The organism is Photorhabdus sp. CRCIA-P01 (assembly GCF_003545805.1).
GTDB classification, from domain to species: Bacteria; Pseudomonadota; Gammaproteobacteria; order Enterobacterales; family Enterobacteriaceae; genus Photorhabdus; species Photorhabdus antumapuensis.
On sequence record NZ_NMQR01000001.1, the window covers coordinates 163,732 to 179,324 of the forward strand.

At 43.8% G+C, this 15,593-nt stretch carries 10 protein-coding genes; 1 reads left to right on the forward strand and 9 read right to left on the reverse strand.

The annotated features are described in order from the left end of the window. Window positions 1–63: 63 nt before the first annotated feature. The 3 genes from D3222_RS00900 to D3222_RS00910 are packed head-to-tail and all read right to left on the reverse strand — an operon-like array spanning window position 64 to window position 5,422. Complete coding sequence (locus tag D3222_RS00900) at window positions 64–1,914, reverse strand: type I polyketide synthase (RefSeq protein WP_118984418.1); 1,851 nt, start codon at window positions 1,912–1,914, stop codon at window positions 64–66. Next, complete coding sequence (locus D3222_RS00905; RefSeq protein ID WP_118984419.1) at window positions 1,907–3,415, reverse strand: biotin/lipoyl-containing protein; 1,509 nt, start codon at window positions 3,413–3,415, stop codon at window positions 1,907–1,909. The genes D3222_RS00900 and D3222_RS00905 overlap by 8 nt, the downstream gene beginning before the upstream one ends. Window positions 3,416–3,424: 9 nt before the next feature. Beyond that, the gene (locus D3222_RS00910) at window positions 3,425–5,422 is read right to left on the reverse strand and encodes a dehydrogenase E1 component subunit alpha/beta (RefSeq protein WP_232832366.1); all 1,998 of its coding nucleotides are present in this window, start codon (window positions 5,420–5,422) and stop codon (window positions 3,425–3,427) included. Between the two features lie 1,380 nt (window positions 5,423–6,802). On the opposite strand from D3222_RS00910, the gene D3222_RS00925 reads away from it, so the two are divergent. Continuing rightward, a complete protein-coding gene (locus D3222_RS00925) occupies window positions 6,803–8,206 on the forward strand; it encodes a carbohydrate porin (protein WP_118984422.1) in 1,404 nt (467 codons plus the stop codon). Between the two features lie 730 nt (window positions 8,207–8,936). Here the strand turns inward: D3222_RS00925 and cheZ are convergent. The 6 genes from cheZ to D3222_RS00965 form a co-directional block, all read right to left on the reverse strand. Further along, window positions 8,937–9,587 (reverse strand): protein phosphatase CheZ, encoded by a 651-nt coding sequence (cheZ, locus tag D3222_RS00940; RefSeq protein WP_118984424.1) that lies wholly within the window; start codon window positions 9,585–9,587, stop codon window positions 8,937–8,939. 9 nt (window positions 9,588–9,596) lie between these two features. Further along, window positions 9,597–9,986, reverse strand: coding sequence for a chemotaxis response regulator CheY (cheY, locus tag D3222_RS00945; protein ID WP_118984425.1), 390 nt, complete (start codon window positions 9,984–9,986; stop codon window positions 9,597–9,599). A 195-nt stretch (window positions 9,987–10,181) separates the two neighbouring features. Beyond that, on the reverse strand, window positions 10,182–11,234 hold the full coding sequence (locus tag D3222_RS00950; protein ID WP_118984426.1) for a protein-glutamate methylesterase/protein-glutamine glutaminase: 1,053 nt from the start codon (window positions 11,232–11,234) through the stop codon (window positions 10,182–10,184). Further along, window positions 11,227–12,114: a protein-glutamate O-methyltransferase CheR gene (gene cheR, locus D3222_RS00955; protein ID WP_118984427.1), complete on the reverse strand. Its 888-nt coding sequence runs from the start codon at window positions 12,112–12,114 to the stop codon at window positions 11,227–11,229. Before cheR ends, D3222_RS00950 begins: the two co-directional genes overlap by 8 nt. Before the next feature lie 6 nt (window positions 12,115–12,120). Next, a complete protein-coding gene (locus D3222_RS00960) occupies window positions 12,121–13,755 on the reverse strand; it encodes a methyl-accepting chemotaxis protein (protein ID WP_118984428.1) in 1,635 nt (544 codons plus the stop codon). A gap of 53 nt (window positions 13,756–13,808) precedes the next feature. Beyond that, window positions 13,809–15,503: a methyl-accepting chemotaxis protein gene (locus tag D3222_RS00965; protein ID WP_118984429.1), complete on the reverse strand. Its 1,695-nt coding sequence runs from the start codon at window positions 15,501–15,503 to the stop codon at window positions 13,809–13,811. Window positions 15,504–15,593: the final 90 nt, after the last annotated feature.

The window sequence follows — 15,593 nt, forward strand, 5'->3', positions numbered from 1 at the left end:
AGATTGTGGGGTTTTTACCATTATTTCACCATGCTCTCTGGTTTTCCTGTTCCGCTTCACTACCTATTGTTTTGCAACCACAGATTCATTGTGAGGTAACCAGTAACGCCAATGTTCAAAAGCATATTTGGGCAATCGAATACGCAACGGTTTCTGCCCGGAAGGCCAGCAAGTACGCCAATCTATATCCTGACCTCGTAACCATAAAAATCGAGAGTCGTCTTCTGCCATATGAAGCCATTGATCTTCTTTGGTTGAAGCAGACGAAGCAAAATCCCGTAGCTGTTTCAGAAGATCCTGCCGTGATGTTGCAACAAATAATGCCCGATAGGATAACGCTGCCCTGCCAAACTGTAATGTCCAGCTAACCGCTGGCAGTTCAATGCTTTCATCGTTCTCAATAAAGTCCCCCAGCATAGCCACCATTTTTTGTAACGATGCCTGGCTATTAGCCGAGATGGGATAATAATATCCCTCCAAATTGGCTTTAATCTGTTGCTGCGCTTGAGTTGGCGCCTCCTCCAGAATGACATGGGAGTTGCTGCCACCCAATCCAAAAGAACTGAGCCCAGCGAAACGTTTTTGCCCCGCCCCAACCCGCCAGGAATTTTCTTCCGTAGCCAGTTGTAAGCGCGAATCCACACTATCCATTTCAGGATTCAAACGCTGAAACGCTGCGCTAGGTACAATAGATTTATGCTGCAACATTAATAAAACTTTAACAATACCAGCTAACCCCGCAGCCCCTTCTAAATGCCCAATGTTGGCTTTTACTGAACCAATATAGCAAGGTTGTGATATCTCTCCCGATTTATCATGGTTAAAGACTTCATTAAGCGCATTAAATTCTATGGGATCACCCAACGAAGTTCCCGTTCCATGCGCTTCAAGGTAACTGATTTGTTCCGCGGAGATTCCAGCCTGTTGCAAGCTATCTTTAACTAACGCAATTTGCTGCTCAGGGTTAGGTGAAGTCAGTGAATTAGCGCGTCCACCATGATTGACCGCCGATGCCCGAACGTATCCATAAATCGGATCCCGATCCTCTAAAGCCTGTTTTTGCGTCTTCAAGAATAGACAGACAGCTCCTTCACCACGGACAAAACCATTAGCATCCGCGTCAAAAACCCGGCAACAACCATCTTTAGATAACATTCCCGCCCGGTAATAAGCAGCCATGTTGAATGTGTTGCTCAATAGGTTAACACTGCCAACTATCGCCTGTTGGCATTCCCCGGAACGTAATGAATTCACCGCCTGAGTTAGTGCCGTCAATCCACTTGAACACGCGGTGTCAATCTGCAAACTTGGGCCAATAAAGTTGTAATAAAATGACAACCTGTTAGCCAGAAGGCAATTCAGTGTCCCTGTCGTTGCATAAGCATTTGCCATCGCCATATCGGCCGCAACCAGTTCACGATAATCATTACTGCACGAACCAATAAAAACACCGGTCTTTGATCCTGAATAGCCAAGCGGATTAGCACCACTATCTTCGATCGCCTGCCAGGTCAATTCCAATAGCATTCTCTGTTGCGGATCCATCATGGCCGCCACTCGCGGAGAAATACCAAAAAACGGTGCATCAAAACCATCAATACTATCAAGCAACCCCGCTTTTAAAGCTTTTTTAGGCAACGGAATCGCGTAAGGTTTTCCAGAGGCAAACCGATGCTCAGGAATCTCTTTTATCACACTGCGACCGGATCTTAAGATCTCCCACATTTGTTCAGGAGAATCTTCCGCCCCAGGTAATCGGAAAGCCATGCCCACAATAGCAACAGGCATCTGTTTCGTATCACCTGCACTACTTACTGAGGGAGTAATAGAACTCAAATGCTCCAATAAAGCAGATTTAGCAATCCGCTGTTCATCCGGGCTAAGTGAATGATATATGTGATACAGATTATCCATGCTTTCCTCCTGCCATGAGGCGCTGCAACTCTAATGCTGCTTCACCATCAAGACAACGCATCGCATTAATAAAATCATCTAAGGAATGTTTGTTTTCAGTCGGTTCAGTTTTGGAAGTATCAAGATATTCAATCAATCGATGCGGTGAGCTATAACGCCAAAACAGCGTTGGCGATAATTTTCGGCGAAAATGTACTGACATTCGCTCTGCAAGTTTTACCGCCTTGAGCGAATCAATACCCAAATCAGCCCAAGTACGTTGCATCATTGATTCAGTGAAATCTTCGTCCCAATTCAAGAAATCAGCCAAGAGCGTGCGTAGCTGACCAGAGACTGGTTTACCCAATTTACCTTCCATCTGATGGGCTACAGATTGTGATCCAGACAGAGCGCGAACCTGAGCAATAATCTCGGTAATAAACTCAGACGCCTCTACCCCATTGAGCAAATAGTGATTAAATGCCAGAACGAGGTTCATCTCTTTGTTGTGAGGTGCACCGATGAACAATGTTGACTGAGATGGCGGCACAATAACAGGCACAGCAAAAGTGGCGCCATCGTTGCCGGTATACGAGATCATCATAGGAACATCAATATCGACGGGCAGTTTTTCCGCATCGGGATCAAGTACACCATTCAAGTGTTGCCTGAACTCAAAAAAGCTCATTGTCTGCGTTCTCGGTACTTTCAGCGAACTCAAATCGCCTTTTTCATCCAGGAAAGCAATACCCAGGTTAATATCCGTATAAGTGTGATAACGCTCTTGATCAAGCGGTCTCGAACGCAACATCGGAAATTTTTTCAATGCCTGGGCAATCGCATAAGTGATTACCTGAAATGGCGTTATCCACTCCTGCTGCCCGGAAGTTTCCGTTAAATGATGAATGGCATTATCAACAAGCTCAATCGGTAAGGGTTTAGCTGCCCAGCAAGGTTGTACATTGGCACTATTTAATCGTATTGCACGATTAAGACGCTGCTGATCTCTTGACAGAAAACCCACATTGTCATTTTCTGCATTGCTCTTTTCCGACGGCTTCGTTTCACGGTGCTGCCGAAGGTAATCATCTATATGATTGGGCAATAATGTCCCATGTTTTTCCGCCAGTTGACTAAGAATGCGCGGCTCAATTTGGTGTTCTTGTGCGTACTGACGGGTTTTCGGCGGAATACGCGCAGGAGGAGCAGACACCTCAGGAGCAGTATCCATTTTCTCCGGCGGAGGCGTTAACTCTTCACTGACAGGGGAAGACTCCGCCATCTCGCCAACGGCTCTGATGACTGCAATAGGCGATCCAACAGGGATAATATCATTTTCCACAGCCAACCATTTTTCCAGTATCCCCTCAACATCGGACTCAATGGTAAAGGCGGCCTTATCCGTCTCCATTTCATAAACAGGTTCATCACGCTGAACATGATCTCCCACCTGCTTAAGTAACTGGATGATGACGACTTCAGTGGTTCCTTCTCCCATCGGGGGAATAAGCAACTGTGCCATAAGTTCTCCTTAGCTCATTACCGCATAGACGGAGGCTAAAATGTCATCCGTGCTGGGTAAAACAGCTTTCTCTAAACAAGGATTAAAAGGAATATGAATATCTTCACGCGTCACTAGGCGCGGAGGTGCCAGTAAAGAGAAGAAATTGTCATTCTCATCCAAAAGATCAGCAATAATGGATGCGCCAACACTGGCCGTCCGGGTATCCTCTTGCACAACGATAAGCCGCCCGGTTTTGCGCAAAGATTCCGCAATCCGTTGTTTATCCCAAGGTACCAGACTACGTAATTCAATCACTTCAATGTCAATATTGTCTTTTTCTGCCTGAAGAGCAGCCATAGTCGCAAGCTGAATAGTATTTCCCCAGCCAACCAGTGTAATATCCTTTCCTGCCCTGACGATATTTGCCTGCCCAAGCGACACTGGACTCACCAACTGGCGTTCATGGCGCTCTCTCATAAGGTGTTTAGGGATCAGAATCAGACTCGGCATGTCCAGACTTAACGCTGTACGGAACAACGCGACGGTATCAGCTGGTGTCGTTGGAACAAGAACGTTAATACCGGGAATATGCGCTAAGATACCGTCCGAGCTTTGGCTGTGCCATATACCGCCTCCTGGGAGATAAGCGCCATAAGGAGCATATATCACCACCGGACAGCGCCATTTTCCTACCGTTCTCCAACTTAAAGTGCCAAGTTGTGACTGTAGCTGATTGAGGCCCAGCCCAACAAAATCAATAAATTGCAGTTCAACAATCGGACGCCAACCACAGGCAGACAACCCAACGGACGAGCCAATAATCGTGGCTTCAGAAAGAGGGGCATTAATCACGCGATCAGGATAACGGGTGGATAAGCCACGGGTGAAACCAAAAACTCCCCCTTTAGGATCCTCAATATCCTCACCAAATAACAGCACATTCGAATGCTGACTTAATGCCTCATCCAAAACCTGATTTACCGCTTTGACCTGTGTCTCTTCGGCTTCCATCTCAACATGTGCGGTAGGCGTTCCTTCACGATTGCATAAATAGGTACTGACAGTTGCGGGATCAGGCTCTTCCTCGCGGTAAACACGCTCGAATATTTCCGCTACATCAGCTTTGATGATCTCTTTTTGTTCAGCCAAAGCCTGATCGGTAATCGCTCCTTTTTCCTTTAAATAAGCGACATAATTTTCAATAGGATCCTGTAGTACTTCCAGTTCATCCGGGGTACGGTACAGTTTGTGAGAATCTGAATTAGAGTGAGAATCCAACCGATCCAAACGACAAACCAATATGCAAGGAGTCCGCTCAAATCGCGCCTTATTGAATACCTCCTGTGCAACAGGAAACACAGTTTCCGGGCTGCGGGCATCAACACGGCGGATCAAACACTCGTTAAATATTCCCAATCGATACGGAGCCATCTTCTCCGTTGACGTACTAATACCCAATTTATTATCAGAAACCACAAAAACTACCGGCAAACGCCTTTCAACCGCAAAGCTGACCGCTTCATAAAATTCTCCCTGCCGGGTTGCCGCATCGCCAACACCACACACGACAAGCCCGTTTTTATTGTCCAACACGCTTGCCCAAGCAGCGCCAGCCGCGGGAATACATTGGGTTCCCGTCAGGCTGACTACCGAGAAGATATTATGCTCTTTGGAGCAAAAATGATTCGACATGGTTCGGCCGGCCGAGTGAGAAGTGGTCTTACCCATAAGTTCCCTTGTCATTTCAACAATCGACATACCACGCGCTAACACTAATGCCCGATCACGATAGTAAGGAACCAGCACATCATTCTTTTCCATAAGCTGAGGCAGCACAGCCAATCCTTCATGTCCAGCAGCCGACACATGAAACCAAGCCCGGCCTTGTCGCGTGACTAATGCACTACGATTATCAAATTCCCGTGACAGCAGCATGTCATAAAGTAACTTTTGCTCATCCAAACAACCATTAATTGAAGGGCTGTATTCCTTAAGAGGTACTTCATTGATCTGTACGTCTATCACTCTCTTTTTCCTCACAAATAGTTAACGTGGTAGTTGTCGTTATTGCGCTTAATGCCTGATAAAAAAGCGAACACGGGGTTAGTCCCGTTCATGATTACTTGAGAGACTATAGATCCCGATAAAGAAGTGAACGTAGGGGTATTTCCCACACGAATTACAAAAGATAGAGGTATACACCTAACATGGAGGAAAAAATTATCTCCATAACCATAAATGGCTTCGGCTGTCATGGTATTCCCTAAATTTTTAGCATTGTCCTGAACATAATGTGACACCATTTAAAAAACTCCAACCGATGAACAACAGCCATTCGTTAAGAGTAGGGCCAACAAGCATCGGCATTTCCATGATTACAACACAATAAAAAAACAGGTTTTTACCTATATCTTTGAGTCCTGCAATGATAACGGCCTATCCCAATAGACATTAAGACATAGGAATAATTCATTACTTTGCTAAATTATTTTGATAATCAGATTTTTTCGACAAGCTCTTCATTAGGTATTTTTATGTTTAACCAAGATATAGCCTCAATAATAACACGTATTATATCAATCGAACTTGAGACTTTATGCTCACATTAGAATTCATTATATTTTGTGATGAATGTCAATAATGACCTCCTCATATCGAACAATAGATAAAACTGAATTGACGAAATCACCCAGCATCAATCCTGATATTTTATAAAAATTTAGCTTATTATCTCTCATGTTTTATCATAAAAAAAACTGTAGTAATGCGGGAGTGATCACAAAAAGGGTAGCAAAAAACTTAACTATATGATTATTATGAAATTATCATCCCAAACAACGCTGATATTATAATGCAATTAGTAGGATATCAACATATAAAAATATATTTCATAATCTTTTGAATATATTACCAATCATTCAAATAGTAAATTAAAAAAATGATAAGATAAAATATAATTCCCAAGAGATTGATTTTAATGAATTTATCCCTATGTTATATAATTATTTCTATAAATAATAGAATCAAATGCAGGTATAATTTTCATACTTCGAAGAGTGATTAATTCATGCAATTATTTCTACTTCAGAGACTCTTTCTCATTTCAAATAACAACGGCTTTGACAACCCCTTTGTTTAACATTGACAAACAACTCCAGCACTTTCGCACCATGCCAATCATTTCCGTTGATTTTGCAAACGCAAACCTGAACACTCGGTGGTGGATATCCATTCCACCGTTACTTATCTTTCATACCGAATTTGAGTATTCGATCACAATAGCTTCATCTGGTTAGTAGACTTGATTGCGATCTGCTAATCAACTCAATTATCTTTTAGTCCAAAAAAACCAGCTTGATAATTTAATTACGATATAATAACTCATATCCCAAAAGGGTACATATCATGAAAAACCTTCACTATCTGATTGTCACACCAGGATTAATATTTTCAGCCGCTGCCCTTGCGTCACCCGCCAATAGCATCGAGGCACGCCTGGATGCACTGGAACAGCGACTGCAACAAGCAGAACAGCGGGCTGCCCAAGCGGAAGTACGAGCCACTGCCGCCGAGCAACGCGCACAGCAACTAGAACAACGCACTATCGAAACCAAACAACAGACCATACAAATAGCACAAAGCTCTACTCTGCTGGAAAACAGTGCTTCATCAACCAGAAACTTGAAACTGAATGATTTCACCGATCTAAAATTGTACGGCGATGTAGAATTCAATCTTGACAGCACCAGCCGAACCGGTCAGCTTACTTCACTTAAAACCAGCGATAATAAAGACTGGAAACCTGGCGACAAAGAGCGTTGGAATATTAATGGCCGCATCTTGATCGGACTGGACGGTTACCGCCGCGATCAAAACAACAACTTTGCCGGCTTTAGCGTGCAACCGTTGGCCGACATAACTGGCAAAATGAATCTCGATGACGCCGCTTTCTTCTTCGGCCATGAGAAAAACTGGCTGGCAAAAATCGGGCGTTTCGAAGCCTACGATATGTTCCCACTCAACCAAGATACTTTTATTCAGTATTCTGGTAATACCGCCAACGATTTGTATGCCGATGGTTTCGGCTATATCTATATGATGAAAGAAGGACGTGGCCGCAGTAACAGCGGTGGTAACCTAATGCTGAGTAAATACGCTGGCAACTGGTATTTCGAACTCAATACTCTATTCGAAGATGGCACTTCACTATTCCAAAATAACACCTACCACGGCAACACGCTGGAAAATAAAAAAAATGTCGCCTATCTGCGTCCAGTAGCCGCCTGGAAAAAAGACCCGTTCAGTGCAGCCATAGCGATGGAGAGTAATGTCGTCAATAACGCCTATGGCTACCAGAATGACCAAGGGCAATGGATCGATCAATCCAAACGCAATGGTTACGGCATGACACTAAGTTGGAACGGTCTGGTGACCAATCCTGATGACGGCATTGTCGCTAACCTGAACACCGCCTATCTGGATGCCTCGGATGAACACAATTTCACTACCGGAATCAATGTGATGTGGCATCGTTTCGAACTGGGTTATATCTATGCCCACAACAATATCAAAGCGTTCAATACTGACGATACGACCGCACATATTAATCACCCATTCAGTGAACCGGGTAAATACGATATAAATACCATCCATATGTCATATCAGATTCCTAGCATCATGAATATGAAAAACTTTAATCTCTATCTTGGCGCTTACATCTCTATGCTGGAGGCAAATGCTAACAATAAAATCACCAATAATAATAACCGACGCTACGGCGCACGCGCCAGATTTAAATATCTCTTCTGATGTAGGTTAATGGTCTTCGTTGTCGGCATAACCGTAATTGAAGTAGTCAGCCAGATCTAAATTTTTAACGCGATCATGCTGGCAAATAAATAAAACAGAGGATAAGACATGATGAACCGAATAGGTGAGTATCTATAGCCTTCATCTTTCAAGCTGCTGCTTTGTTGGCTACTTTCACTCACCCCAGTCACATAGTTGTCTATGCTCCTGGGGATTCGTTCACTTGCCGCCTCGCTGCAACTCGAAATCTATTAGGTATATGCTCCTGGGGATTCGCTCACTTGCCGCCGCGCTGCAACTCGAAATCTATTAGGTATATAGCAATATGGGCGTGACATTAATCGAAATTATGGACGATAAAATAATTCTCCTCAGCGATTACTTTAAATTTTAAGTGCCTCATTAAGTAGGATATCGCTGTAATAAAAATTTGGTGCTCTCTGGATGTTGTATTTGGTTTAAATATTATCGCTACGCTCTTGTTTTATTAGTCTGGCTTCCAAGAAGAAGGTGAAGAGAATAAGATTAATACCGATCAATACCATCAATCATATTTCCGGAAAATCTTTAATCCTGAGTGGCAGGTTTACCCCTGCCACATTTATACCCGTTATCTTTCAAGTTGCCTCTTTGTTGGCTGCACTCACTCACCCCGGTCACATAGTTCGCTATGCTCCCGGGGATTCGCTCCCTTGCCGTCGCGATGCATCTTGAAATCCATTGGGTATATTCAGAAACCTAAGCTATCCAGTAGATCATCAACCTGAGCCTGATTAGCAATAACACCCACGCCGTTTTGGTTCACCTGCGGGCCATTTAGCAAGCTGTCAGCCTCTTTCTTAGTTTTCGCTATCTGATCAGCTGGCATATTTTCCATTAATACCATGACCAACTGTTTTTCTATTTCCTGAATAACATCCATCATCCGCTTGATAACCTGACCGGTAAGATCCTGAAAGTCCTGTGCCATCATGATCTCCAGCAGTTGAGCGTTAGTGAAAGCGGTATGTTCAGGTACCGAATTGAGGTAATTCCGGGTATCCATCACCAGAGAGCGCGCCACTGGCAATTCAACTGGGTTTTCAAACCACTCATCCCAACGTTTAGTCAATGATATTGCCGATGCTTCCAACTCATTCTGACGAGGTTGAGCCGCCTCAACACAATTAAGTGCCCTCTCCGCCGCCTGCGCTGTCATCTGCACAACATAATCCAGGCGTTCTCTTGCATCGGGGATTGCTTCAGCAGCCTGAGCAATGGTTTGATCCAATCCCAACTCACGTAAACTATCACGCAACATACGCGTAAGCTGGCCGATACGGCTGATAATTTCACTGGCACTAATGGTCTCATCCCTTGGCATGACTGGATTTACACTCATTATGTCTCCTTAGAGGCCCAGTTTTTCAAATATTTTGTTGAGCTTTTCTTCCAAAGTAGCTGCGGTAAAAGGTTTAACAACATAACCACTGGCCCCGGCTTGCGCGGCTGCAATGATATTTTCTTTCTTCGCTTCCGCAGTCACCATCAAAACCGGTATCTTAGCCAATTGGGCATCTTCACGAATGATTTTTAGCAACTCTAAACCATCCATATTGGGCATATTCCAATCAGAGATGATAAAGTCAAATTGAGATGCACGAATCTTAGCCAAGGCTTCTACCCCATCTTGAGCTTCTTCTACATTATTAAAGCCCAATTCTTTTAAAAGGTTACGAACAATGCGACGCATGGTTGAAAAATCATCAACCACCAAAAATCTCAGATCCTTATTCGCCATAAAAACTCCTTGAAATTATTTACCAATCAGCGCAGAGCCGCTTAAAAAATTAAATTTATACCCGTCATCTTTCAAGTTGCCTCTTTGTTGGCTGCGCTCACTCACCCCGGTCACATAGTTATCTATGCTCCCGGGGATTCGCTCCCTTGCCGTCGCGATGCACCTTGAAATCCATAGGGGTATATCCGATAGCGGTTAAATACGGACAGCTTGCCCCGAGCTTATTTTTGCCAACATTCTCTTGCTCATTTTGAGTATATCCATGACCTCATCCACCGCCCCCATTTGTATTGCCGCTCTTGGCATACCAAATACCACACAACTTGCTTCATCCTGCGCCAACGTGTACGCTCCAGCTTGCTTCATCTCCAGTAAACCTGCCGCACCATCACTGCCCATGCCGGTCAGTAACACTCCGACAGCATTCCTCCCGGCAAATTTAGCAACTGATCGGAACAACACATCCACAGACGGACGATGACGATTAACAGCTGGTGCATCGGTGATCAGAATCTGGTAATCAGCACCATTACGGCATAGCTCCATATGGCGATCACCCGGAGCAATGTAGGCATGCCCCGGCAAAATCCGTTCACCATTTTCAGCCTCTTTTACGGTAATTTGGCTAAGTTTATTTAGTCGTTCAGCAAAAGAACGGGTAAAACCAGGTGGCATATGTTGAGTAATAAGGAGTGCTGGGCTGGTGACAGGTAACGGTTGCAACAAATTCTTTATTGCTTCCGTTCCTCCAGTAGAAGCGCCTACTGCTATCAGTTTTTCACTGGATAACAAAGGTTTAAAACTTAAAGGAGCAGAACTTACCGGTGTGGTTATTGGCACGGATAGTTTGGCTTGTGCCGCTGTTCGTATTTTCTCCGCAATAAATTCACTGTAAGCCAGCATTCCTTCACGAATACCTAATTGAGGTTTGGTTACAAAATCAACAGCACCAAGTTCCAATGCCCTTAATGTGATTTCAGAACCTTTGGCTGTCAGAGAAGAGATCATAACCACCGGCATTGGCCGTAAGCGCATTAATTTTTCTAGAAAATCAATACCATCCATGCGTGGCATTTCAACATCTAGTGTGAGTACTTGTGGATTATGCTTTTTAATTAGATCACGTGCTACCAGTGGATCTGGCGCACAAGCCACTACCTCCATATCCGGGTGACTATTGATGATCTCTCTCATGATTTGACGCATAAGCGCTGAATCATCGACACAAAGAACAGTTATTTTATTCATGACCTCTCCTTGCCCGGCCTACACCGTAAACGGTCTGTCCTTGCAAGTAGAATTCCCGGCTTATTTGAGTGACATTTTCAGAATGCCCTGCAAAGAGCAATCCATCAGGTTTTAACAAAGCAACAAAATGGCGCAGTATCCGTTCCTGCGTCTTTTTATCAAAATAAATCATAACATTACGGCAAAAGATGGCATCAAATTTCTCTTCAAACGGCCAATTGGGATCTAACAAGTTTAGATGCTGGAATGTCACCATGTCAGCAAGTTGGGGCCGGACACGAGCATAACCCTCATAAGATCCAATACCTTTAAAAAAGTAACGTTTTCTCTGTTGATCGGTCAGTTGGCGCAATTCATCCAGTCGGTAAACCCCTTTGCGTGCTTTTTCCAATACATGGGTATCAATATCACTGGCAATAATTTTTGCCCGGTGAAAACGCTCCCCTAAGACATCACTTAGCGTCATTGCAATCGAATATGGCTCTTCTCCTGTCGATGCCGCTGCACTCCATACCCGATACGATCCACTCTTCTTACTTGCATGTTTAACTAACAGAGGAAAATGATGAGCTTCCCTGAAAAAAGCCGTCAGGTTAGTTGTCAACGCATTGATAAATTCCTGCCACTCCTCACTATTCATGTCATTTTCAAGAATGAACAGGTATTGCCCAAAATCACGTATTTCAAGGGTACGCAAACGCCGAATTAAACGGTTGTAAACCATCTCCCGTTTATGTGCAGCCAGCACAATACCCGCACGTTGATATATGAGCTGGCAGATGCGCTCAAAATGCGCATCTGACATGGTATAACGCTGAATCATGTGATTCAGTGGCGAAGACGGCAAGCTTGTCGCTGAAGCAATTAAATTTGATTTCATCTGGCCTCAGCGAGTCTGATTGACTGTCCCTTCGCTATCCGCGGACCTCAGCGTCAGTGAAAGTTCATTTTCAAGCTTATTTTCTGAATTATCGGGTAACTCAAATTGTGCCACTATTTTCACCAAAATATCGGCCTGGTCTTCAAGTGCCGCCGCCGCCGCAGCTGACTGTTCAACCAATGCGGCGTTCTGCTGAGTAACCTGATCCATCTGTGTAACAGCTTGTGCTACTTGATGAATCCCCCGACTTTGTTCATCAGATGCCGCAGCAATTTCAGCCATCAGATCCGTGACCTGGTTTACAGAAACGACCAATTCATTCATGGTCTTCCCTGCATGACTAACTAACTCGGAACCTTGGCTTACCCGCTGAACGGATTCACTAATTAATGTCTTAATCTCTTTCGCTGCTTCGGCACTTCGCTGAGCAAGATCCCTCACTTCACCAGCAACAACAGAGAAACCTCGGCCTTGTTCACCTGCCCGGGCGGCTTCTACTGCCGCATTCAGGGCCAAAATGTTGGTCTGAAATGCAATACCATCAATAACGCTGATAATGGCACTGATTTTCTGTGAGCTATTGGCAATTGCATCCATTGTTTCCACAACATCAACTGTCAGTTCGCCCCCTTTAGAGGCTGTTTTCGATGCAGATACCGCCAATTCACTAGCCTGGCGAGCATTTTCCGCATTCTGACGCACAGTTGCAGTCAGTTGTTCCATACTGGCTGCCGTTTCTTCCAGTGATGCAGCTTGCTCTTCAGTGCGGGAAGAGAGATCGGTATTACCCTGAGTAATTTCCTGAATACCGCTATACATCAAGTTAGTATTCTCTTTTACCAAAGTAATGGAATTAACCAATGAACGTTGCATTTCACGTAATTTGAGGAACACTTCACCAATTTCATCTTGAGTGAAAACAGAAACTTCTTTATTAAGTTTTCCTTCCGCAACATTTTGGAAGTGACTACGCATATTGGCAAAAGGTCTAAGCAGATTCTTTTTCAACCACCAATGAGCCGCCCAGGCAACAGCCAGTACCATTAAGATCGCACCTGCAAACATGGCAACTGAAATTTGGTAATAAAGACGGCCATCTTGAACGGCGGTTGTAATCTCCTCACCGATATATTGCATATAATGATTGAAATCAGATTCAAGTTGCTGCTGATACTTTTCTGTCGGCTGGTCTAAGAATGCATCATAATTACCACTTTCTAAAAAAGCCGAGAGTTCTCTAAGCGCTTTGATATATTCCTTATAACTGGTTTCTACTGAAGCCAGCAATACACTACTACCATCCTCGTCATTTAATTTAGGCAGCGCAATAAACTCGGCAAAATGCATCTCAGCCCTATCTAAGGTCTCCTTAACATTAGCGACCATACTGCCAATATGATCCTCAGATTGTTGCAGCGTTTTCCCTACAGCGATTCGATTAAGTGTATTACGCGATTGCAGCAGAGCTGCCCAGCTCAACCCTAAGGTATCCCTCTTCTGTGTTCCCAGATCAATCCGTTCAATATAAGACTGATCTGCATGAATGATTCCAAGTGATAAACCACTTGAGATTATCTGCATTACACAAAACATCATCAGTAACAGATATAAACTGGTTGATATACGAAGCCTGCCTAACATGTAATCACCTCTGTTAACGGCTGCATGTGCAGCCGTAGTTATCGCTTAGTGTTTTAAAATGTTTCCCAATTAGCTTGTTCTTCCACATTGTTGGCTTTCTTCAACACCAGTGGATTCGATTTAGCAGGAGGAGCCTTAGCCACAGGCAAATGCTCAATTTTCATTTCGGGTTGAGATTTATCGCCAAGATTCGGTAATTGAAACAAAGAAACTAGTTTCTTCAATCCAGCCGCTTGATCTTCCAGAGCCGCCGCCGCCGCTGCGGATTGCTCAACTAAAGCGGCATTTTGTTGTGTTACACGATCCATTTCGGAGATAGCCAGACCAACCTGAGTTATCCCTCTGCTTTGTTCATCGGATGCAGATGCAATTTCACCCATAATGTCAGTTACACGGGTTACTGAACTGACAATGTTATTCATTGTTTCGCCTGCGCTCTCAACCAGGACAGAACCTGTATCCGCGCGGCTTACTGAATCTTCTATTAATGCTTTGATCTCTTTTGCTGCCTCGGCACTACGCTGTGCAAGGTTACGCACTTCTCCTGCCACAACAGCAAAACCTCGCCCATGTTCACCGGCACGTGCGGCTTCCACTGCGGCATTCAGCGCCAAAATGTTAGTCTGGAACGCAATAGCATCAATAACACTGGTAATATCGGAAATCTTCTGAGAACTACCAGCAATTTCACGCATTGTCTGTACAACATTCGCCACGACTTTTCCGCCCTGGCGTGCAACTTCAGAAGCACTATCAGCCAGGTTACTTGCCTGAAGAGCATTTTCCGCATTTTGGCGTACAGTTGCTGTCAATTGCTCCATACTGGCGGCAGTTTCTTCCAAAGAAGCAACCTGTTCCTCAGTACGCGAAGAGAGATCATTATTTCCGGCGGCAATTTCACTGGTTCCATCATAAATGCTTTCACTACTTTGACGAACACTACTGACAGTAGTGATAAATTCTTTCTGCATATGCTTCAGGCCAACAGCCAGCGTACTCATCTCATTTCTGCCTAAAACAGTAATATTTTGTGTCAAATCACCGGTGGAAAGCGCTTTAATGTTCTCCAATAATTTGTTTAACGGATTCAGTAAACTATGTTTGATGCTAACCCAACTAAAAATCATGGCTGAAACCAGAATCAGTATGACAATACCCAACATAATCATCGCATTTCTGTAGGATATATCTGCATCAAATACCACATCAGAATAGAGATGATCATTTTGAGTCAAATAGAAGTTATATTCTTCCTCAAAAGCACTCTGATATTTGCTCGTTGGTTGGTTGAAAAATTCTACCGCCCGATCATGTTCAAGCAGAACAATAAGCTCATGAAGCGCTGAAATATAAACATCATAGGCTTTTTTAAGGCGATTAAGACTTTCTGATTCATGAATAGGCAATTTAGCGGTCTGTTCGTATTGTTCAAAACGCTGCTCTGCGATAGAGAGGTTACTTCTGGTATCTGTCAGTAACTGCTCCAGTGTGTAGTAATTATCGACTCCCTCGTCTTTTTTCATCATGTAACGAATGCCAGCACGGTTCAAACTGTTACGGGCCTGTAACAAATTAACCCAAGTGTCATTCAAAAATGTCTGCTGTTCCCGCATTTTATCCAGTATTTCTAGATTTTCCTTGTTACTTTTCAACTCATGGAAGAAAAGCCCTCCGGATATAAATTGCAGAGCACCAAATAATATGATGACCGCCATCAGTCCGGTCACTATTTTCATTCGGTTAAACATGTTTTCCCTTTTTACAATAGATCAGCATGGCTCTGTTATCGGCATCATCAAGGGAAACTTTACTGGTCGAATAAAAGAAATTTGAATATT

Coding starts and splice junctions, on each gene's coding strand:
- D3222_RS00965 (WP_118984429.1), bottom strand. CDS start 15,503: ATGTTTAACCGAATGAAAATAGTGACCGGACTGATGGCGGTCATCATA.
- D3222_RS00950 (WP_118984426.1), bottom strand. CDS start 11,234: ATGAATAAAATAACTGTTCTTTGTGTCGATGATTCAGCGCTTATGCGT.
- D3222_RS00925 (WP_118984422.1), top strand. CDS start 6,803: ATGAAAAACCTTCACTATCTGATTGTCACACCAGGATTAATATTTTCA.
- cheY (WP_118984425.1), bottom strand. CDS start 9,986: ATGGCGAATAAGGATCTGAGATTTTTGGTGGTTGATGATTTTTCAACC.
- D3222_RS00960 (WP_118984428.1), bottom strand. CDS start 13,755: ATGTTAGGCAGGCTTCGTATATCAACCAGTTTATATCTGTTACTGATG.
- D3222_RS00900 (WP_118984418.1), bottom strand. CDS start 1,914: ATGGATAATCTGTATCACATATATCATTCACTTAGCCCGGATGAACAG.
- cheZ (WP_118984424.1), bottom strand. CDS start 9,587: ATGAGTGTAAATCCAGTCATGCCAAGGGATGAGACCATTAGTGCCAGT.
- cheR (WP_118984427.1), bottom strand. CDS start 12,114: ATGAAATCAAATTTAATTGCTTCAGCGACAAGCTTGCCGTCTTCGCCA.
- D3222_RS00905 (WP_118984419.1), bottom strand. CDS start 3,415: ATGGCACAGTTGCTTATTCCCCCGATGGGAGAAGGAACCACTGAAGTC.